Source organism: [Rhizobium] kunmingense (assembly GCF_977018605.1).
Map to the genome: position 1 here is coordinate 1037778 of NZ_CDRNXG010000002.1, position 21345 is coordinate 1059122.

Consider the following 21345-nt stretch of genomic DNA (forward strand, 5'->3'; position numbering starts at 1 on the left):
CTGTCTGAGGCGCGCGCCGCATCCGCGACGCGCGTTAACCGTCGAATTCGCCGATGACTTCCAGAAAGGCGTCGCCGTAACGCTCCAGCTTGGCCTGCCCGACACCCGGTATTTCGAGCAGGGCGTCGTGGTCAGATGGCCGGCGGGTAGCGAATGCGACCAGCGTCGTATCCGCAAACACGACATAAGGCGGAAGGGAAAGATCCTTGGCGATTTCCATGCGCTTCCGGCGCAGCGCTTCGAAAAGTGCGGCATCCGCCTCGTCCAGCTGAGACCGGGCCGATTTCGAACTCGACGAAGCAGTCCGGTCGGCTTTCCTGCTTGTCGGACGGTCGACGCGAAAACGTACCTCCCGCTCGTGCTTGAACACCGCGCGTGCCTCCGGCTCCAGTTTCAGGGCGCCGAATGCATCGTGATCGACCTTGATGAAGCCGGCGGCGAGAAGCTGGCGGAACACCGATTGCCAGGTCTTGGCTGTAATATCCTTCCCCGCGCCGAAGACGGGCATGTCGACATGGCCGAAGCGCCTTGTCTTTTCGTTGTCGGTTCCGATCAGCACGTCGATGACGTGACCGGTGCCGAAACGTTCGCCGGTGCGGTAGACGGCAGCGAGCGCCCTTATGGCTGCGTCCGTGCCGTCCCAAGTGTCGACGGGCTTCAGGCAGGTGTCGCAATTGCCGCATTGCCCCGAATGCGCTTCGCCGAAATGAGACAGGATCGCCTGCCGGCGGCATCCGGCCGTTTCGCAGATGCCAAGAAGCGCATTCAGCTTGGCCCGTTCGACCCGCTTGACGTCGTCGCTGGAATTGCCGCCATCGATCATCCGGCCGCGCTGGATGACATCGGCCATGCCATAGGCCATCCACACCTCGGACGGCAGGCCGTCACGCCCTGCGCGTCCCGTCTCCTGATAATAGGCTTCCACGGAGCCGGGCAGGTCGAGATGCGCGACATAGCGGACATTCGGCTTGTCTATACCCATGCCGAAGGCGACGGTGGCGACAAGGCACAGTTCCTCTTCCTTGAGAAAGGCATCCTGATTGGCGTCGCGCCGGTCGCGTTCCATGCCGGCATGATAGGGCAACGAGCGGATGCCCTGGGTCTCAAGCCATTCCGCCGTTTCCTCCACCTTGGCCCGCGACAGGCAATAAACGATGCCGCTTGAGCCCTTGTGGCGCGAAAGGAACTGCAGGAGCTGCTGGCGCGGCTGGTGACGCTCGACGATCTCGTAGGCGATGTTGGGGCGATCGAAGGACGACGAAAAGACGTGTGCGCCGCCCAGGGCAAGCCTCTCGATGATATCGTCGCGCGTATGAGGGTCGGCCGTCGCCGTCAGCGCCATTCTGGGAACGCCCGGATAAAGCGTGGCAAGTTCGCCGAGCTGGCGGTATTCGGGACGGAAATCGTGACCCCATTGGGAAACGCAATGCGCTTCGTCGATGGCAAACAGAGCGATCCGCGCATCGCCGATCAGGCTTCGAAAGCCCGGCGTGGTAATCCGCTCCGGCGTCACATAGAGCAGATCGAGTTCCCCGGCGGAGATGTCCCGGCGTACGTCCTCGAATGCCTCGCGCGAAAGCGACGAGTTGAGCGCTGCCGCTCTCACGCCGACCTGCCGCAGTGCTTCGACCTGGTCGCGCATCAGCGCAATCAGGGGGGAGACGACGATGCCGAGGCCCTGTCGGCAAAGCGCGGGGATCTGGAAACACAGCGACTTTCCCGCTCCCGTGGGGAACAGGACGACGGCATCGCCGCCCGATACGACATGTTCGACGACGTCGGCCTGCTGGCCGCGAAACGACGGGTAGCCGTATATGCGACGCAGCACCTCGATCGGCTCCTGTTGCCGCTGATCGCCCATGGTCGTTGCTGCGCTGCCCGCCCGTTCCTGCATCTGGTCCTCGCTGATTGTTGAAAGGACTATGGCACAGCCGCCCCCCGTTTCGCGAGCACTGTGCGGCGAAAAACGACCTTGGCCGGTGTGTTCCCTGGGGAAAGCTGGTACATCGTATCTATGCGCCAAATTCATGAGTGTTAGCGCAACTATCTATCTAAACATTTGCGGTGATGCCGCTAAATAGATGCGATGTGCGGCCGGTGGCCGGCTAGCAAGGAGCATTTTCATGGATATCTCGAAAAACGGCAATCAGTCCTCGATGAAGGGGCCGTCCGACTGGTTTACCGGCACGGTGCGCATCGATCCGCTGTTTTCGGCCAATGACGCCCGCCGCGGCGCCGGCGCAGCCGTCACGTTCGAACCGGGCGCGCGTACCGCCTGGCACACCCATCCGCTCGGCCAGACGCTGATCGTCACCGCCGGTTTCGGGCTCGTTCAGCGAGAGGGTGGTCCGATCGAAGAGATCCGTCCGGGTGACGTCGTCTGGTTCGAACCGGGCGAAAAGCACTGGCATGGCGCATCGGCAACGACGGCCATGACGCATATCGCCATTCAGGAAAACCTGGATGGAAAGGTCGTCGATTGGCTCGAACATGTCACCGACGCCCAATATGGTAACCGGTAAGCAGTTTAGGCGTCATGCGGGCCGTCGGTCGCGACCGCCCGCATGGGGCCTGCAAGTTCGACTGTAAGGTCGGAACTCTGCGCCTGCCCTAGCCGGTCAGCATGGAAAGGGTAGCGCGATAGAGCATGATGGCCGTCGTTCCGACGCGGCCATCATGGATTTCGGCGATGAGAAGCGCCGACAGGATCAGGTTTCCGGCCAGCAGGAAGGGGATTGTCCAACCACTGCGAGCAGATGTCTCCGCCTCCGCTAAGCCCTCCGCGACGTTGGCGACCGCGCTGCGATTGACCGCCAGCTGTGCCTCGGTGAATTCCACCGATCGTCTGATCGCCTCCATATGTGATGCCAGCTTGCGTATTTCCTCGTCCATGCCGAAGGGCACGGCTGCCGGCATCATCGCCTGACCACGAGCGATCGGCTGCCGCTCGACGCGGACAATCCGCGAACCCTCCGCCGCCGCGTTGTCCTGACCTAATTCGCCGCGACGCATAAGCTCACCGGCGATGCTGTGGACGTCCGAAAGTCTGCTTTCCATCACTGTAATTGCCTTCTTGATGTGGGACTGCGTCGGTCTTGTCAGCTTTCGCGCATTGCGTGGCGAACCTGATCGGAGAGTGGCTTGATCATGTAGGAAAAGATCGTCCGGCTCTCGGTCTGCATGAACACTTCCGCCGGCATGCCGGGCTTTAGAAGCGTCTCACCGACCTTGGCGATCTCGGTTTCGGGAATGCGCAGACGCGTCAGGTAATAGCTCGCGCCGGTCTTCTCGTCGGTCGTCAGGTCCGGCGAGATATCGATCACGAGGGCACCGAGTTCCGGTGTGACGCGCTGGTTGAGACCGCTCAGGCGGATGCGTGCATCCTGGCCGGAAAACACCTGATCGACATCGCCCGGAGAGATCATCGCCTCGACGATCAGCTCGTCGTCCTGCGGGATGATGTTTACCAGAGTTTCGCCGGGGGCGGCGACACTGCCGACCGTGTGGATGTTGAGCTGGTGCAGCGATCCGGCAATCGGTGCGCGGATTTCCAGCTTGCGCAGCTTGTCGAGTGCTGCGATGCGTTCCTCGTTGAGCTTGGCGATTTCGGGGCGCTTCTGGTCAAGTTCGGTCAGGACGCTTTCGTAGAAGGCTTCGTCGACCTGGATGAGTTTCAGTTCGGCCTGGGTCTTGGCCTGCTGCGTCTCGATGATTTCCGCCGTCAGCGCCGACTGGCTGCCGGTCAGCGAGGCCTTTTCGCGCTGCATGGAGATCAGCTGCGAATGGGTGATCAGACCGCGTGCGCTGAGGCTGTCGTAGCGACGCAGCTGGTCGCCGACCAGCTCCATATTGTCGTCCACGGCCTTGCGCTGAGCCTCCAGTGCGGAAACCTGTTCGGCAAACTGGGACACCTGTTTTTCCAGCTGGGCCTTCTGGCTTGTTCGCGTCATCTCGCGCGCCAGTTTAAGCTTCATCTGCGCTTCGCTCAAAAGCGTTCGCCGCTCCTCTGCCACGAAGGCGAGTTCATTCGGCAGGTCTATTCCGGTCCGTCCCGCCTGTTCGGCCAGAAGCCGCGCCTCCTGCACCATCAGCTGGGCGAGCTGGCCTTCGATGATGCCGAGATTGGCACGCGCCATCGTACCGTCGAGACGGAAAAGAAGGGCGCCGGCCTCGACACGGTCGCCCTCGTTGACCACCATTTCGGCGATGATGCCGCCGTCAGGATGTTCGACCTGCTTGGCGCGGCCGAGCACGATGATCTTGCCGGCGGCCATCACCGCACCGCTGATTTCGGCATAGGCCGCTGCCGTGCAGACGCCTCCGAGGAAGAGGCCACCGACGCCGATCGCCAGGAAGAGCTGCTTGCGGATGGCGTTGGTAATCGTGTTGTCGAGTGTGTCATACCGCATTGGCGACCACCTTTCCGGGCTGCTGGGAGCCGCCGAGCATCGAGACATTGGAGAGGATCTGGTCCTTGTCGCCGAAGGCAACCTGCTGGCCGTTCTGGATGATCAGGACCTTGTTGACGGCCGTCAAAGCGCTGGCGCGATGGGCGATGACGACGACGATGCCGCCGCGTTCGCGGATGTCCATCATGGCGCGCGCCAGTGCCTGTTCGCCCTCTACGTCGAGATTGGAATTAGGCTCATCAAGGACGACGAGGAACGGGTTGCCGAACAGTGCACGGGCGAGGCCGACACGCTGGCGCTGGCCGGCAGACAGGCGTGCACCGCCCTCGCCGATCATCGTGTTATAGCCTTCCGGCAAGCCGGCGATCAGGTTGTGCACGCTTGCCATCTTGGCGGCGGCGACGATCGCCACGACATCGGCGTCCTTGTCGAAACGGGCGATGTTTTCCGCGACCGTGCCTTCGAACAGTTCGACATCCTGCGGCAGGTAGCCGATGAAGCGGCCGCGATCCTGATCGCTCCACTGGTCGATCGTCGAGCCATCCAGGCGAATGGCGCCCTTCAGCACCGGCCAGACGCCGACCAGCGCGCGGGCAAAGCTTGTCTTACCTGAGCCGGAGCCGCCGATGACGCCGAGGCCGTCGCCGGCCTGCAAAGTAAACTCTACGCCCTGGAGCAAAACCAGCGGCTCCCCCGGCGCACTGGTCGCTGCCTCCTGAACGGTCAGCTGCTGTTTCGGCAGCGGCAGGCCTTCGAGCCCCTGATCGACATCACACTGGAGCAGAACCTGGTTGAGGCGTCCGGCCGCCTGGCGGCAGGCGATGAACGAGGGCCACTGGCCGACCGCCTGTTCTATGGGGGCGATGGCGCGGGCCATGATGATCGAAGACGCGATCATCACACCGCCAGAGATCTCCTGCTTGATCGCCAGATAGGCGCCGAGCGCCAGCATGGCCGACTGCAGGATCATGCGCAGCAGCTTGATCACGGAGGAATAGAAATTGCTGCGGTCGGTCGCCATCTGCTGCGAGAAATAATAGGGCTCGACCATGTCGGAAAACCGATCCGACAGGCGACCGAGCATGCCCATGGCGTTGACCACTTCGGAATTGCGACGCGCGCTGTCCATGATCTTCGACTGTGCGGCCGTGCGCATGCCGACCTCCTTGGTCGGGCTACGGGAGGCGAATTCGTTGCAGATGACAAGAACGAAGATCAGCGCACCGCCGGCAAGGGCGAGATAACCGAGCGCGCTGTGCATCAGGAAAACCAGAACGAAATAGAGCGGCATGAAGGGAAGGTCGAAGATCGAGGCGGGACCCTGCGAGCCGAGAAAGCGGCGGATCGTGTCGAGGTCGCGGCCAGGGTGCACGCCTGCCCCCTTCGAACCGAGCAGCACCGGCAGGCGGATATTGGCGCGCAGCGATGGATTGCAGAGGCGCGTATAGACCCGCATGCTGATCCGAAGAAGCGCCTTGGATCGCAGGATGTCGAGCATGCCGCTGAACAGATAGAGCGACAGCGTGATCGCCGACAGGACGACCAGCGTCGGCACGCTGCTGCTCGACAGAACCCGGTCATAGACCTGCAGCATGAAGATCGGCCCGGTCAGCATCAGGATATTGAGCACCGCGCTGATGACGAATATGCCCCAGAATGCCGAACGGCATGTGCGGATGGCGTCGGCGACCGATAGATTGCGATTACGTTTCAACATGAACTCGCCCCAGTATCCGGCCGGCTTTCATGCCGGCCATTCCCCCTTGATTGGCGGCGGCGCCCCTTGACAGGCGCCGCCGTCCGGTCGCGTCAGATGACGATGTCGTAGCCCTGCAGATGGTTCTGTTCCGGCTCGTCGAGCGGCGTCGTCCCGAGGTCTGCGGTCTCCGGTGCCGGCGGCGTGTCGTCGATCACGGAGCTGTCGCCATCCAGGCCGAGGCTCGCGAACGTCATTGCGGATGCACCTGCCGGTTCGAGCGTGAAGGACGAGAAGTCCTGCGAGCCGCCGTTGAAGGTCAGGCGAACCACCGTCGTGCCCGCATCAAGATTGACGCTCACCGTTTCGGTATCCTGGAAGTTAGACCAGGTACCGGTTCGGGGCGTTGCGACCGATACCGTGTCGACCGCCGAACCATTGGTGAAGGTTGCCGTCACGCTGCGGTTCGGACCACCGGTCTCACCCAGAGACAGCGACAGGTTGAAGTCGTAGGAGCCGGCTTCTGTGACGTTGATCGTATATTCCAGCCACTCGCCATTGCCGATCCAGCCCACGTCTCCGCTGCCGGTCACTTCCACCGACGAGCCGCTTCGGCCGCCATTGGTGCCTCCCTGAAGGCCGGCAGCATCGTTATAGGCCACGCCCTGCCCGCCTTCGTCATAGTCGATCGCGTCGATGACGAGACCGGCATCGCCGAGCGCCGGTGCGACACCGCCGAAGGGCTGCTGGCCGGTCGGGGCCGTCAGCATGAAGGATGCGAGATCCAGCACATAGCCGTTCGATGCGAGTGGTCCGTTGAAGGTCAGGCGCAAGGTCTGAACGCCCGCATCAAGGGCAAACGAGATCGGCGCACTCTGGGCGAAGGCGGCGTTTCCGAAGTTAGATCCGCCGGCATGACCATCGGCCAGCGCTACCGTACCGAGCTGCGTCTGTCCGTTCAGCGAGACGCCGATCGTGGCGCCGGTGACCGGCGTCTTGGCGTTTGCCGAGAAGGTGTAGACGCCGGATGTCGGAACATTGATCGTGTACTCCACCCATTCGCCCGGCTTGACGTAGCCGATGTCGAGGCCCGGTCCGACTAGCTCCACCCCGCGGCCGGGACGGAAGGTCGGATTTTCGGTCGGGTTGTCGAGACCGGCATTGTCGTTGAAGGAAATGCCCTGGCCGCCATTGTCGAAGTTGGTGGCATCGACGGTCAGAACACCGTTGGTGAAGGTCGGTGCCGCACCCGGATAAGGCGTCTGCTGGTTGACCGGAGCGGTCAGCTTGAACGAAGCCAGATCGAGCACGTAGCCGTTCGATGCGAGCGGACCGTTGAAGGTCAGCCGCAACGTCTGGACACCGGCGCCGAGGTTGAGCGAGATCGGCGCGCTGTCTGCAAAGGCAGCGTTGCCGAAGTTCGAGCCGCCGGCATGGCCATCCGCCAGCGTGACCGTGCCCAGCTGCGTCTGGCCGTTGAGCGAGACGGAAATGGTGGCGCCGGTGACCGGCGTCTTGGCATTGGCCGAGAACGTGTAGGTTCCGGCGGTCGGCACATTGATCGTGTACTCCACCCACTCGCCCGGCTTCACATGGCCGATGTCGAGGCCGGATCCGACCAGTTCGACGTCACGGCCAGGCCGGAAGGTCGGGTTGCTCGTCGGGTTGTCGAGGCCGGCATTGTCGTTCCAGGAAATGCCCTGGCCGCCATTGTCGAAGTTGGTGGCGTCGACAGTCAGAACACCGTTGGTGAAGGTCGGCGCGGTTCCACCGTAAGGCGTTTGCGGCCCGGTCGGTGGCGGCGTGGTCGTGTCGAAGAAGTTGACCGTGCCGTCATTGTCGGCATCCAGCCGCAGGGCATCGTTGATGCCGTCACCGTTGGCGTCATTGGCTGCCGTCAGGACATGCGGCTTGACGTTCTTGATGATGAACATGTGGTCGTTGTAGTCGTAATTGCCGGCGCCCGGATAATCCTGGATGGCGATATAGGTGCCGGGAATGACGTTGCCATCGGCATCGAGCGCCTCGAAGAAGCGGATCAGATGCCCCTGGTCCTCACCGACGAGCTGACCGAAATTCGGATCGATCTTGTTGGCTTCCGGGTCGGTCCAGGACGAGTAGGTCGGGCGGCCATCGACCGAGATGAACAGGCCGAATGGCGTGTTCTGGTTGATGACGCCGCGGGCGACGGAGGCACCTGCACCGGTTCCCGTCACCAGCTGATCGGGCAGAACCGTCTGGCCCTGCTGGTCGTCATTGGCGAAGAGGTTGGTGACGGCGCTGGTGCCGACCTGGTGATAGCCGAGGCGGGCGACGTTACCCTGCTGCAGGAAGGCCGCCATCTGGATGATCTCGACGCCTCTGGAAGGATCGAGCTTCTCCAGATAGGGCATCAGCACTTCGTCGCCGACGGTTTCCACCTGGCCGGCATTGGCGAGCTGGCCCTGCGCCATGTCGGTCGAGTAACCGAAGGCCTCGACGATCTGCTCGACGGTCGGCTCGGAGTTGTTTTCGGAAAACTCCTGCGCCAGACCGGCCAGCTGGATGACCTGTGCTCCATCGTAATCGTTGGAGTTGATCGTCAGTGTCGCGTTGTAGAGATCCGCACCGGCGGTATTGCCGGCATGGGTTCCGGTGAAGCGCACGGTGACCGTGACCGATGCACCTGCCGCGACGCTTGTCGGAACGGAGCCGACGAACTGGAAGGCGGTGGTATCGGAAAGCACCATGCTCGTCAGCGACAGGGCGACGAAACCATCATTGGTGATGGTGAAGGTCGCCTCGTTGCGGAAGGTCTGGGCGGCATTGGCCGGCTGGTCGATATTGGTGAAGACCAGGCGGTCGTCGGCCGCGGCATCGTCGAGACCGGTGACAACCATGTCCGCACCGAAACCGACCGGCTGTACACCCTCGATGACGAAGAGGTTGTCGTTATAGTCGTAGTTGATGCCGGTATAGTCCATGATGCCGAGATAGACATTCGGGATCACGTTGCCATTGGCATCGAGCGCCTGGAACACCTTCACCGTATGGCCTTGCTGGGCGCCTTCGACCAGAACGTCGCCGCGCGGATTCAGGCGGGGGTCGGTCGACAGGCCCGCGACCGAGATGCCGAAGACTTCGTTGCCTGCCCAGCCGTTCGGGATGTCGTTGTTGGTGAATGTCCGGGTGGCGAACGTGTTGTCATTGCCGGCATTGGGCAGAAGCCGCTGGTTGTCGTTGCCCTCGTGATCCCAGAAGTTGACGGTGCCGTTCTTGGTTCCCGGATTGTGAATGCCCATCGTGGCGCCGCCGGTGCCATGGAAGGCGGCAATATGGGTGATCTTGGCGGAGGTGAAGCCGTCGGCGATCTTCCAGTAGGGAGAGAGAACCTCCGTCTCGTCCGTCTTGGCAAAGACATCGTTGGTCGAAAGTTCCGAGTTCTCGCCGCCGCCCTGCAGCCGCAGGCCTTCGATGACGTTGCCGAAGCCGAAGATCTTCCAGATTTCGTTGACGTTCGGCTCCTGTCCGCCCTCGTCACGCGCCTGCCAGAAGCCGGACAGCTTGACGGTGGCGACCGGGCTGTCCTGGTCGTTGGTGATCACCTTCAACTGACCTTCGAATATGGTCGAGGTCGCATCGACATTGGTGGTCGGCGGGGTATAGGCCGCACGGTTGAAGACCACCGTGACGTCGAGGAAGGAGCCGGGTGCGATCGTTGCACCATTAAGGGCATTCGGGTTCTGCAACGTGAACGGGCCGGTGAGCTGGTAGTCGCTGATCGACAGCGGCTCGGTGCCCGTATTGGTCAGCCTTACCGTGCCGGTGTCCTTCATGTCGCGTGGGGCACCCGCCTGAACCGCATCCGGATCCTCGATATAGGAGAAGTGCAGGCGATCGTCGAAATAGGCGGCATCGAGGCTCTGGACCGCGACGTCGGCATTCGGATTGCCCGGTGCCGGCTGTATATCGAGATAGTCGAGACCGTTGGCGCCGGGTGCGTTCGATACGATGCGAAGCTGGTAGTTTTCACCGGCTTCGAGTGCGAGATATATGGACTCCTCTCCTGCCGTTCCGGCTCCGGGGAAGGCGCTGATATCGACCTCGACGCCGTTCAGGAACCAGCGCAGCGACTGGCCGTTGGCGGCGTTGGCATTGGCTGCGACATCCAGCTTGTAGGTGCCGTCGGCATCGACGCTGAAGTAGAAGTCGACCGTGCTGCCATTGACCGTGTGGGCGGAGCCATCGGTTGCTTCGAGTTCGATACGGCCTGCCCCGTCGATTTCGGCGTAATCCGGTTCGAAGACCGAAATAGCGTCCTTGGTGACACGGATGTAATCGATGTTGGGACCGTTGCCGCCCGGTGCCGTCAAGGTGATGACGTTCGTGCCCGAAGAGAGGTCGAGCGTGACCGATTGCGGACCCCAGGCATTTTCAGCCGCATTCGAATTCGGTGCGAAAGGCAGGGTCTGGACGACGACACCATTGACCGAGAGGGTCATCGGTCGCGCCGTCTTGGTCGTCGCAAGAGCATAGAGGATATCAAGGTCATAGCTGCCGCTGGTGGCAGTCGAGATCGTCCAGCTGACCGACTGGTTGGCCGTTCCGACGTAATCGACAAAGGCACCGCCGGACTGGTTGCGGTTCTCGGTGATGATCGCGGCACCGCCGAGATCTGCCTTCTCCGCCTCGTACTTGATGTAGGTCGTGCCGTCGACGACGATTTCGCCGTCATTGGGAACGGAATTCCCTTCGCTCGCCACCAGCACTTCCAGCTGGTCGATATTCGGGCCGGTGTTGTTCACCGAGCGCAGGGTGACGGTGTTGGCGCCGGCCGTTAGGACGACTGGGATTTCGATCGTCTGCCAGTTGTTGAAGGGATCGGAACCATCGGTGGTCGAGGTCGGCGGGAAGGGCTGGATCTTGATGATCGTGCCGTTGATTTCGAGCTGCAACGGCCTGTCCGCTGTGCCGCCATTGGCATAGCGGAAGCGCAGTATGGCACTGCCGGCCTGATCGGACGGTACGGAGAAGTTGAAGCTGATGAAGTCGGCATTGGTGGAACCGAAGTCGGCATAGCCACCCGGTACGCCGTCGGTGTTGTTCGTATTGCCATCGGTGCCGTAAGCACCGGGGCGCAGGCCGTTGATCGTTCCGGCAACATTGCCGGGTTCGATGTTGGAGGCGTCTCGGATCTGGATCTGCGGCGCGGTGCCGGTTGGCACGACGACGGAGGTGCCGTCATTCGGCGTCCTGTCTTCCGCCTGGATGGTGGTGAGCAGGACGAAGTCCTCGCCGGACGGTTCTTCACCCGGTACGAAGTTCAGCGATACCGTTTTGCTGTTCAACGCATCGTCGGTGACTTCGAGGCTGGCGGTGACCGGTCCGGTGGTCGTGCCGAGATCGATGGTGAACTGGTTTTGCGCATTGATGGTGATCGTCTGCTTCGGCCCGCCGTTGAAGGAGATGCGGATCGCCGTGATGTCGTCGTCGAGACCGACGATGCGGAAGACCGCCGCCTCCGGGTCGGTGACGTCGACGGCGACGAGGGCGAGGTTATTGCCCTCGTCGGCCGTCAGATCCTGCGTGACGCCGCCAGGCGCTGGGGTAAGCAGGATCAGCTGGCTCGCACCGGTGCTGCGGTTGAGCGTCATCAGGTAGAGCTGGCCGGTGATCGGGTTCTCGATGATGTCGAGCGGGTCGATGTAATCGTCGATGACGGAACCGTCGGGACGGCGCAGGACGTCGTCGTCGATGATGTTGCCCTGTGCGTCGAGGCGGATGTAGCGGACATTGTCGCCGGTCGAGAACTGGGCGAAGAGGACCGCGCCCTTGAGGTTCGAACCGAAGGCCCCGCCGGTATATTCGATCGCGCCGTTCGGCGACTGGTTGTAGCCGAGATTGTAGACGCCATCGAGATCGTAGTCGGCATCGGGCTGAACACCGGTCTGGTATCCATCGGTATTGCTGTTACCGTCATTGCCGCCGACGACTTCGTTCGGGTCCCTGCCACCGGTCGGGTTGCCGCCGTTGAGGACGTATTCGTCACGCAGCACGTTTGGATGGCCGTAATAGCCGCCTTCGTCGATCGTGAAGAAGTAGTCGTACTGTTTCGGCGAGTTGGTGATCGTCGTGTCGAGGCCCGGTTGGGTCGGGTCGGTCGGCGTCCTGCCGCCCGAGGCCGTGCCGTTAGTCGGGACGTAGAGATTGCCGTTCGAATGCCAGACGAGATCGTAGGCATTGCGCACGCCGGTGGCATAGATCTTCAGCACCGCATCGGAGGCGAACGGATTGTACATCCCCGGATAGCTGCCGTCCGCGTTGAACTGTCCGGCAGGCGCCTGATAGCTCGGGTTCCCGGCCTGGCTCGGTTCGGTCTGGACGCTTATGCCGCCAGCAGGGACATCGCGGGTCGGATCGATCTCGAGGATCGCCGCGTTGAGCAGGCGCTCGGGACGATTGCCCCAGGCGCCGTCTGCAGCGCCGGCCGCCGAGTTGGAGCCCTGGCTGAGATAGAGCAGGTATTCCGGCTCGCCGTTGCTTGCCGTGTGATCCGGATTGGCGCGGAACTCGAGGCTGTTCGTCAGATGGTCGCCGCCGGAACGCGGCAGACCGGTGAGATAGGTTTCCGCCGTCGAGTTCTCGAACACCTCGCTAAGCGTGATCTTGCTGACCCGGCCGGAGAATTCCGGCGTGTCGAAGGCCTTGGATTCGCGTGGGATCGGCGCGTTGTCGCTGATCCAGATCGTGTTCGGGTCCTGCGGATCGAAGACGAAGCCGACGATGCCACGGCGCTCTCCGCCCGGTGCTTCGAGATAGTCGAGTGACAGCGTTTCCTGCGAGGCCTTGTCGATCGTGCCGTTGGCATTGACGTCCCAGCGATGGATCTCGCCGGTAATGGTCGCGACATAGAGCTTGCCGTCAGGGCCGAACTCGATCGTCGTATAGCCGAACGCGCCATCGGCGAAGCCGTTGAGAATGACGTCCGTCGAGAAGGCCACTTCGCGCGGCACATCCTCCGGCGCCGTGCCGGTCACGAACGTGGTCGTCAGATCCTGGAACTGGCGGAGCGCACCGTTCGGATCGGTAATCGAGCCGAGGTCCATCACGTCCTGAACCTTCAGCGTGTAGCTGGTATTTTCCTTCAGGTCCTGAAGCGGGCGGATGTTGAGCGTATCGGCGCCGCCGCTGATCTGGATCGACACCGGAACCTCGATGCCGGTCAGGGTCTCGACCAGCTTGATGTTGTCGGTATAGGCGATATTCGGGCCACGGTTGCCGTCGGCCTGCAGGTTGATGCCGACGACGAAGGTCGAGGTCGGGTCGATCCCGGTCGGCAATGCGCCATCCGGACCGATCGCGATCGACACCTGGCCGTCTTCCAGGGAGGCTGCGACGGGTGCGACGAAGAAGGAGAAATCCTGATCGGCGCTGCGGCCGTCATTCGGCGTCAGGTCGGGAATACGCTCGACTTCGAGATACTGGATTTCGGTGTTGACGCCGCCGATGGAGTCCATCGTCAGCTTGCCGTCCGTCACCGTCACCACCGCGGTCACCAGAGTCGAGCGGAAACCGCCGCCGTTCTGGCTGCCGTTGATCGGGTTCGCCGGCGTCCACTCCGGCATGACATTCACGCCTTCGAGGTTGATGACGTAGTCGGAGTCGAAGGCGCCCGCCGTATCGCCGACCGACATCGTCACCTGATAGGTGCCGTTTTCAAGCGCCATTTCCCAGGCGCGCGAGCCGCCTTCACCAGCACCCGGATACTCGAAATGGGCATAGGTCTTCTGCAGGCTGGACGCGCCGGAGACGATGTCCTTGTACCAGTGGGCATTGGCCGGCTGGGCAGCTGCGATCGTGCCGTTGGCGGTGCCGTCGACGACGCTCGCCTCCGTCACCCAGCCGTAGGAGAAGCCGTTGCCGCGATTGCCATAAGCTGCGCCCGTATCGGCGAGATAGCCTGTCGGGGTCTGGTAGCCAGATGGCAACCCTTGCGTCGTCTGGCCCGGTGCCGGTTCGAAATTGATTTTGACCACCGGTTCGAAGCGGATGAGATCACGGGTTTCCACCGGACCCTCATCGCCCTCGCGGCTGATCGTGACATTATCGATATTCGGACCGTTGGTGATCGTGTTGGCCAGAGAAATGGCGTTGCTGCCGGCGGTCAGATTGACGTCGAACGTGATCTCGACCCAGTTCGCCCAGCCCTGGTCGGCGGTGCCGCCGGTCGGAATGGTCGAGTTCATCGAGATCGTCTGGGCCGTGCCGTTGACATCGAGCGTCATCGGGCGATCCGTCGTGCCGCCGTTGGCGTAGCGGATGGTCAGCTGATAGGTGCCGGCCTGATCGACGGTAACGTTGAAGCCGGCCTTGTCGCCAATTTCTCCACCCATGTCGAGATAGCCGGTGCCCTCGTAGCCGGGGCGCAGCCCGTTGCTGTCGAAGGTTTGGCCGGGGCCGCTATTGCCGGCATTGGCGTTGCCCTCCTTGTTGGTCGGAGTGCGATAGACGGTGTCGGCGGGTGTCGCGGCATTGGCTTCGATATCCGTGATCGTGAAGGTCTCGCCTTCGATCGTGACCGAGAACGGCTGCGTCGGGTTCTGCGGGCCCTCGCTATCGAGATATTCGAAACTTGCCTGGTCGATATTCGGGCCACCAGTCGCGCCAGCCGGCATTTCCAGGCGAATGCTGTTCGCCCCTGCCGTCAGCGTCACCTCGACGCTCTTTTCGATCCAGGACGTCCAGCCCGTTGCACTTGCGCCGGTGCCGGTGATCGGACCGGGGATGAAGGATACGGAGCCTTCGCTTTCGCCGTTTACCGCCATGAGAAGCGGACGATCCGTCGTCGCGCCGTTGGCGTAGCGGAATGTCACGAGGTAGGTGCCCGCAGCCGGTGCGTTGACGTTGAAGGTGATCGCATCGCCGGGGTTGGAGCCGAAGTCGATATAGCCACCGCCGGTCGCACCTGAGCGATATTCGCCGGATGCGTCAGGTCGAGTAGCCGTGACCGCGCGCGTGAAGGAGGTGTCGCTGTCGCCTGTCCCCGTGTCGTTGACCGTGACCTGCGTTGCGTCTTCCGCCTGGATGGTGAACGGAGCCACGACCACTGGACCGGCGATCGTGAAGTTCATCTGCGACTGCGCCTCATTGTCGGCGGCATCCGTCACATAGGCGATGGCGGTGTAATTGCCGGATGCCAGCGCCGTGCCATCAACCGCATAGTCGCCATCCGCATCAGGGAAGACCTCAACCCGGGTGACACCGCCGTCGAAGCTCATCTCCACCTTGACGATATCCATATCGATACCGGCGAGGTTGAAGTTGATGGAGTCGGCACCTGCGCCGTTCAACGGGCCTTGCGGACCGGATAGGAACAGCGGGATGTCGTCCGCATCGGCGGACGTGTCGCCGGTCGAGGGAACGTTGCCGGAAATCTGGATGGAGTCGATGTTCGGGCCGGTCGTGGCCCCCGGCGGGATGGCGAGCGAGAAGGTGTTGGCACCCGCCTGCAGCGTGACGGTGACAGTCTGGACCGACCAGTTGTTGAAGCCTTCCGCCGGACCGGAGGTGTTGCTGCCGGTGGCGACGAAGGCCAAAGATTGCGCCGTTCCGCCATTGACGACGAGATTAAGCGGGCGAGCGCTGTTGCTGGCATAGCGGATGCTGAACGTATAGGTGCCGTCTGCCGGCACTTCGACGCTATAGTTCAGGCGATCGCCGGCGGTGTCGCCGTAATCGACATATCCGGTACCGGAGAAGCCGGGGCGCAGGCCGTTGACGAGGCCGGCGGTGCCGGGGGATTCCTGGTTGCTCGGGTCGCGGATGGTCGTGATCGTCGTGTTCGAGCCGTTGTCGAAGGAGGTGACCGTGCCGGATTCTGCTTGGATGGTGGTCGAGAATGGAACCATCACGACCGGTTCGCCGACGGTGACCGAGAAGGTGGTCGGTGCGCTCGACAACTCGCCGTCGCTGGCGGATACCGAGATTGCATAGGTGCCAGCGGCAACCGTTGCCGCCACAGTCAGTACACCGCCCGTAACACTGATGCCTGTCGGCAGGGCTGAACCGTTCGCGAGCGTTGCGACATAGCTGACGCTGTCGCCGGCATCGGGATCCGTCGCGCCCAGCGCTGCGGCGAGATCGATCGTCGTCCCCTCGCCCGCTTCGAGCACGACATCGGCGATCTCGGCATCGTCGCCAAGCTCCGGTGCTTCATTGACGTCAGCGACGCTGATCGTCACGTCCGTGGTGGTCGAAAGCCCCTGCGCGTCGGTTGCGACGACGGAGACGGTCACCGTTTCCGCCGCCTCGTGATCGAGGCTTACGCCATCGGCAAGCCGGATCGTGTTGCCATTGATGGTGAAGCGTTCGTCGGTGGTCGAGTAAACGATTTCTGTGCTGTCGCCATCGGGGTCGGTGGCGGAAAGCGTGCCGATGACGCCGGCCACGGAATTTTCATCGACGGTGCCGCCCGTCAGGGTAATGGCTCCCGGCGCCTGCTGTGCCGGCGCATCGGTTGGCGTGAAGGTCAGCTTGTCGATACGCAGATGCTCGCCGCTGTCCGACTGGCCCGAAAGCTGTGCGATCGTGGCAGCATCGATGAAGACCGGACTGGTGAAGGTGATGGTCTTCAGGTTGCCTGCCTGGGCGGCATTGCCACGGGTAGCGGACGGATTGTCGAACGCGCCGTTGTCGTTGAAGCTCAGATTGTCGGCCAGAACCGTGTCGCCGATCTTCAGCGTGAAGGTGGCGTTGCCATCGGTCTCGTCGAAGACGGTGATGGTCACCGTGTACCAGCCTTCCGACACGCCATTCTGCGACAGGACGGTCGTGACATTGGCCGACTGGTTGGCATTGGTGCGGATCAGCTGGTCGCCGGAGGCGGCGGGCGCCGCCGAAAGGTAGAAGCCGGTTGCCGAAGCAAGGCCGGTGAAGGCTTCCGCCTCGACGACGAAGCTCGTCTCGCCGACCGCTTCCCCGCCGATCTGGAAGGGGATCTGGATTTCGGCGCGCAGGCCGGACGGATCGGTGGCGACGACCGTGAAGAAGCCTTCGCCCGGTTGCGTCGGGGTTCCGACGATAACGCCCTCTTCATTGAGGCTGAGACCGGCAGGCAGGCCCTCGACCGAGAAGGTCAGCTCGTCGCCGTCGATGTCGGAAAACGCGTCGCCGAAGGAGGAGATGTCGATGGAGATTTCGTCTCCCGTCATCGCTTCCATCGGTTCGAACTGGATCGACGTGTCGGCGACAGGCGCGTCGTTGATATCGGCGACCGTCAGGACGAAGTCGCTCGTGGCCGAGCCGCCGCGGGCATCGGTGGCGACGACGGTGACGGTGTAGCTGCCGGGCAAGGCGGTGACGGGGCCGGAAAGGACGCCGTCTTCAAAGATGAGGCCGGCAAAGCCCGGTGCCGGGTTGCCCTGGGCATCGGTCACCAGCAGCGTGTAGGACAGCGCATCGCCATCGCTGTCGACGAATGGCAGATCGACTTCCAGCTCGCCGCGTTCGTTGACGCTCATATCGGCAAAGCCGCCGCCGACCACACCCGGTGCGGTGTTATCCGGCTCGATTTCGGCAAGCTGCACGGAAGAGAAGCTGACCGAGCCGAGACCATTGCTGGCCTGGTCGTCATCGGCGATGAAGACGAGCGAGCCGATCGTCTTGCCGGCATGGGCGGAGAGATCGATGGTGAAGGTGATCACCTGGCCCGGCGCGCCGTTCGAGCCGTTGCGAAGGTCAATGAAGGACGACATGTTCTGCGTGCCGGCGATCTGGTAGATCGACTTGTCGCTGGCTTCGAACGGGTTTTCGTCGTCATCGAAACCGATTGCGACGATTTCCGAGAGAACGTTGCCAAGCGTCACCGTCAGCGTCAGCTGGGTGTTCTCGGTGATCGTGTAATTTTCGCCGAGCGAAGCGCGCTTCCAGAAATTGCCGTTGAGATTGAGCGTGTTGCCGCCATCGGAAATCGTGCCGCCCGGTCCGCCATCCTGTGTGCTGTAGGGCGTCAGGCCCGCTGCGGTGAAGACCAGAGATTGCGGATCGACCGGCTCGACCGGGACTTCCGGCACCTCGGTGACGGCGAAGGTGAAGGTCTGCTCGGTGGTGAACTCGCCATCCGTCGCACTGACTGTGACGGAAACCGAAGGCTCTTCGGCGAAATCGAAGCCTGCGCCCGGCGCGACAACCAGCTGTCCGCCGGCATTGATCGAGAAGCGTGCGTCGTCGACCGTATAGGCCAGCGTGTCGTTGTCGGGATCGATGGCACTGACGGTGCCGAGCACGGTGCCCTGCGCGACATTTTCACCTAACGTGTCGACGCCTGCCAGCGACAGGCCGGTCGGCGCTTCGTTGACGTCCGCGACGGTGACCGTGATGTTCTGGCTGATCGAGGTAACGCCGTCGCTGACGACGACCGTCGCCGAATAGACGCCGTCGCCGTCCGCATCGTCCGGGTTTTCGAAATCTGGGGCGGCGATCAGGGCGATATTGCCATCCTGGTCGATGGTGAACTTGTCGGCGTCTGCACCGGTAAGCGAGTATTCGAGGATGTCGTTGTTATCGTCCGAGGCGATGACCTGGCCGACGGTCAGGCTGTTTTCAGAAACGACGAATTCCGGTTCGCTGGAGATTTCCGGCACCGAATTGCCAGGTTCGACCGGATCGACCGGCGCCGGCGAGACCACGATGCTGACGGAGATCGGATCGGATTCCAGGCTGCCGTCGAAGCCGGCGATGGCAACGGAATAGCTGCCTGCGGCAACGCTTGCCGCGATGACGAGCTGACCGTTGACGATGGAAAAGCCGGCCGGCAGGTCTTCGGCATTGGCAATGATAAGGGTGACGTCGTCGCCATCGACATCGTCGGTGGTCAGAGGCAGATCAATGACATAGTCGTCGCCGGCGACTACGGTCTGCGTTTCGATCGAGCCGAACAGCAGGGGTGCGTCATTGACGGCTGCGACATCGACGAGAATGGTGGACGTGTCGCTCAAGCCGTTCCCGTCGGTGACCGTGTAGCTGATTTCTGCAGGCCCCTCGAAATCTTCGGCCGGGGTGAAAGTAATGACGATGCCGTTCACCGAAACTGTACCCTGCTCCTCCGGAACGGTGGCGGTGACGGTCAGTACGTCATTTTCAGCGTCGGAGATCAGGTCGGCGACGTCGATCGTGACCACCGTGTCCTCGGTGCCCTCTACACTCAGTTCAAGGGCGACAGGAGCGGTGTTGACGACCGGCGGCGGATCGGCTTCGACCAGCTTGATGACGAACTTGTCGATGTTGGGACCGGTCGTGGCGCCGTCGCTGGCAAGTATGAGCGTGTTGGTGCCTGCCGTCAGATGCACGGTCACCGTCTCGACTGACCAGCCTTCCCACCCCTCGCTTATGTTGCCGCTGCCGGTTGCCGGCGCTGTCGTGACATTGGTCGGCAGGTCGGTGGGGCGGGCGCGGATGGCGTTCGGCCGGGTGGTCACGAATTCCAGCGTGTCGAGCGGCGTGCCGCTCGTATTGCCGCTATAGAGGTTCAGCGGCCGGGCTACCGGGTTACCGTTGGCATAGGTGACCGCGAAAGTGTAGGTGCCGGATACGGCGACATTGAAGGTCATCGACACCTGTGCGGTGGCAGCCTGTGCCCAGTCCAGATAGGATTCGCCCTCGGCGCCGAAGCGGAAGGTCTCGCCGGCCGGGGTATTGGTCAGATTGATCGGGCGGTTGATCGCGCCATTGGCGTTGTTGCCAACCTGGCTGACAAGGCTCTCGCCCTGAATGACGATCATGTTCGGATCGGCCTCGCGGATTTCCAGATAGTCGATATTCGGGCCGGAGAAACCGTTGGCGGTCAACCGGATCGTGTTCTCACCGGCCTGCAACAGCACGCGCGTACCTGTTTCAGCATAGGTCGTGTTGGCGCCGGTGCTCTTGAAGTCGAAGACACGGTCCCAGAGCTGGCCGTTGAGGTCGAGGCGCATCGGCCGGTTGGTGACGCCGGCAGAGGCAAAGGCGTAACCGAAGCCGATATCGTAATAGCCGGCCTCGTCGACCGTGAATTTCCATTCGAGATACTGGCCGTTGCCGATATTGTTGTTGGTGCCGAAACCGGCAAAGTCGACATAGGCATCGCCATCGGCGGCATCGGCATTCGGTATGTCACTGGCGCCGGCGGTGGTCGTGGTCACTATCACCGGGTTGGTGGTGACGTTGCCTCCTGAATTGCCAAGCGTGGCAGCCTCGGCCTGGATGCGCAGCGGCAAGGCAGAGGCGACCGGCGCCTCGACCTCATCTTCACCCGGCAGCTCGGTGACCGGCGTCTCCGGTGTTTCCTGATCGCTGTCGGTGTCCTCCTCGCCGGCGTCTTCTGACGGTTCGTCTGCGGCAAGAACAAGATTGTTTGCGGATGGACCGTCCGCCGTAAAGGCCGGCGCCGAACGTCCTGCCGAGGGCTGCCCCGCTGCGGCCATCTCGAAATCCGAGCCGAAACCGTTGGAGCTGCCGGTTGGGGTGATGCCATCAGAGCCGATGAAGCGGAAATCACGCCCGCCAGCGGCGGGGAGTTCTGTGGATGCCGTGTCGGTCGGGATTTCCGTCGGCACGGTACCGGTTGTCAGGTCGGTCTTGTCGTCTGATGCTGTCGCAACGTCTTCAGCCTCGGCCTCGTTCGTCGACGCATTGCCGTTGGAGGATGGCGCCGCTGCCGTGCTCACAGGTTCCTCGGCGCGCGGCGCCGTTGGCGTGTCGTTTGGCGTCGAGGGCGCGGCCTGCGGGCTTTCCTCGTTCGCATGCTGGATGCTCGGGCTCAGTGTCAGCGCCACGGCGCCGACGGCTGCAATGTTCAGGCCGGCAAGGGCTGCGGACGTGAGCAGCGAGCGGCCGGCCTTGCCACCGCTGGCGGGGCCGAGATTGCTGACGCTTGCGATTTCCGCCCCGGCATTGTTGAGCGACGAGAAGGTGAGGACATGCATGCCTTCGGCAAGATCGAGATGCAGAACCTTGTTGGAAAAGGTGGTCCAGGAGCCGGTCGGCTCGAATTCGACCACTTCCGCCTGTCCGTTGACCGTCAGGGTCGAGCGGAGGGCGTCACCGCGACCGTTGGCAAAGGCAATCAGGATTTCCTGCAGGCCACCGACGGACACTTCAAGAAGAAAGCCCTTGGCGCCGCCCGCCTCGCTGGCCGTCATGCCCAGCGGCGACGTCAGTTCGGCGACCGAAGTCCTGATGATTTTGCCGGTTTTGCTTTCGTTGTCCATGCTCGCCCCCAAAGGA

At 62.6% G+C, this 21345-nt stretch carries 6 protein-coding genes; 1 reads left to right on the forward strand and 5 read right to left on the reverse strand.

Annotated features, from left to right (window positions below):
- Positions 1-34: 34 nt before the first annotated feature.
- On the reverse strand, positions 35-1861 hold the full coding sequence (gene recQ / locus AC0JZ4_RS23275; protein WP_471889076.1) for a DNA helicase RecQ: 1827 nt from the start codon (positions 1859-1861) through the stop codon (positions 35-37).
- 262 nt (positions 1862-2123) lie between these two features.
- On the opposite strand from recQ, the gene AC0JZ4_RS23280 reads away from it, so the two are divergent.
- Complete coding sequence (locus tag AC0JZ4_RS23280; RefSeq protein ID WP_471888841.1) at positions 2124-2522, forward strand: (R)-mandelonitrile lyase; 399 nt, start codon at positions 2124-2126, stop codon at positions 2520-2522.
- 88 nt (positions 2523-2610) lie between these two features.
- Here the strand turns inward: AC0JZ4_RS23280 and AC0JZ4_RS23285 are convergent, their stop codons facing one another.
- The 4 genes from AC0JZ4_RS23285 to AC0JZ4_RS23300 all read right to left on the reverse strand — a co-directional run bounded on the left by AC0JZ4_RS23285 (position 2611) and on the right by AC0JZ4_RS23300 (position 21329).
- Complete coding sequence (locus AC0JZ4_RS23285; protein ID WP_471888842.1) at positions 2611-3057, reverse strand: hypothetical protein; 447 nt, start codon at positions 3055-3057, stop codon at positions 2611-2613.
- A 41-nt stretch (positions 3058-3098) separates the two neighbouring features.
- Positions 3099-4409, reverse strand: a complete 1311-nt coding sequence (locus tag AC0JZ4_RS23290; protein ID WP_471888843.1) for an HlyD family type I secretion periplasmic adaptor subunit — start codon at positions 4407-4409, stop codon at positions 3099-3101.
- Positions 4399-6126: a type I secretion system permease/ATPase gene (locus tag AC0JZ4_RS23295; RefSeq protein ID WP_471888844.1), complete on the reverse strand. Its 1728-nt coding sequence runs from the start codon at positions 6124-6126 to the stop codon at positions 4399-4401. Before AC0JZ4_RS23295 ends, AC0JZ4_RS23290 begins: the two co-directional genes overlap by 11 nt.
- Positions 6127-6218: 92 nt before the next feature.
- Positions 6219-21329: a carbohydrate-binding protein gene (locus AC0JZ4_RS23300; protein WP_471888845.1), complete on the reverse strand. Its 15111-nt coding sequence runs from the start codon at positions 21327-21329 to the stop codon at positions 6219-6221.
- Positions 21330-21345: the final 16 nt, after the last annotated feature.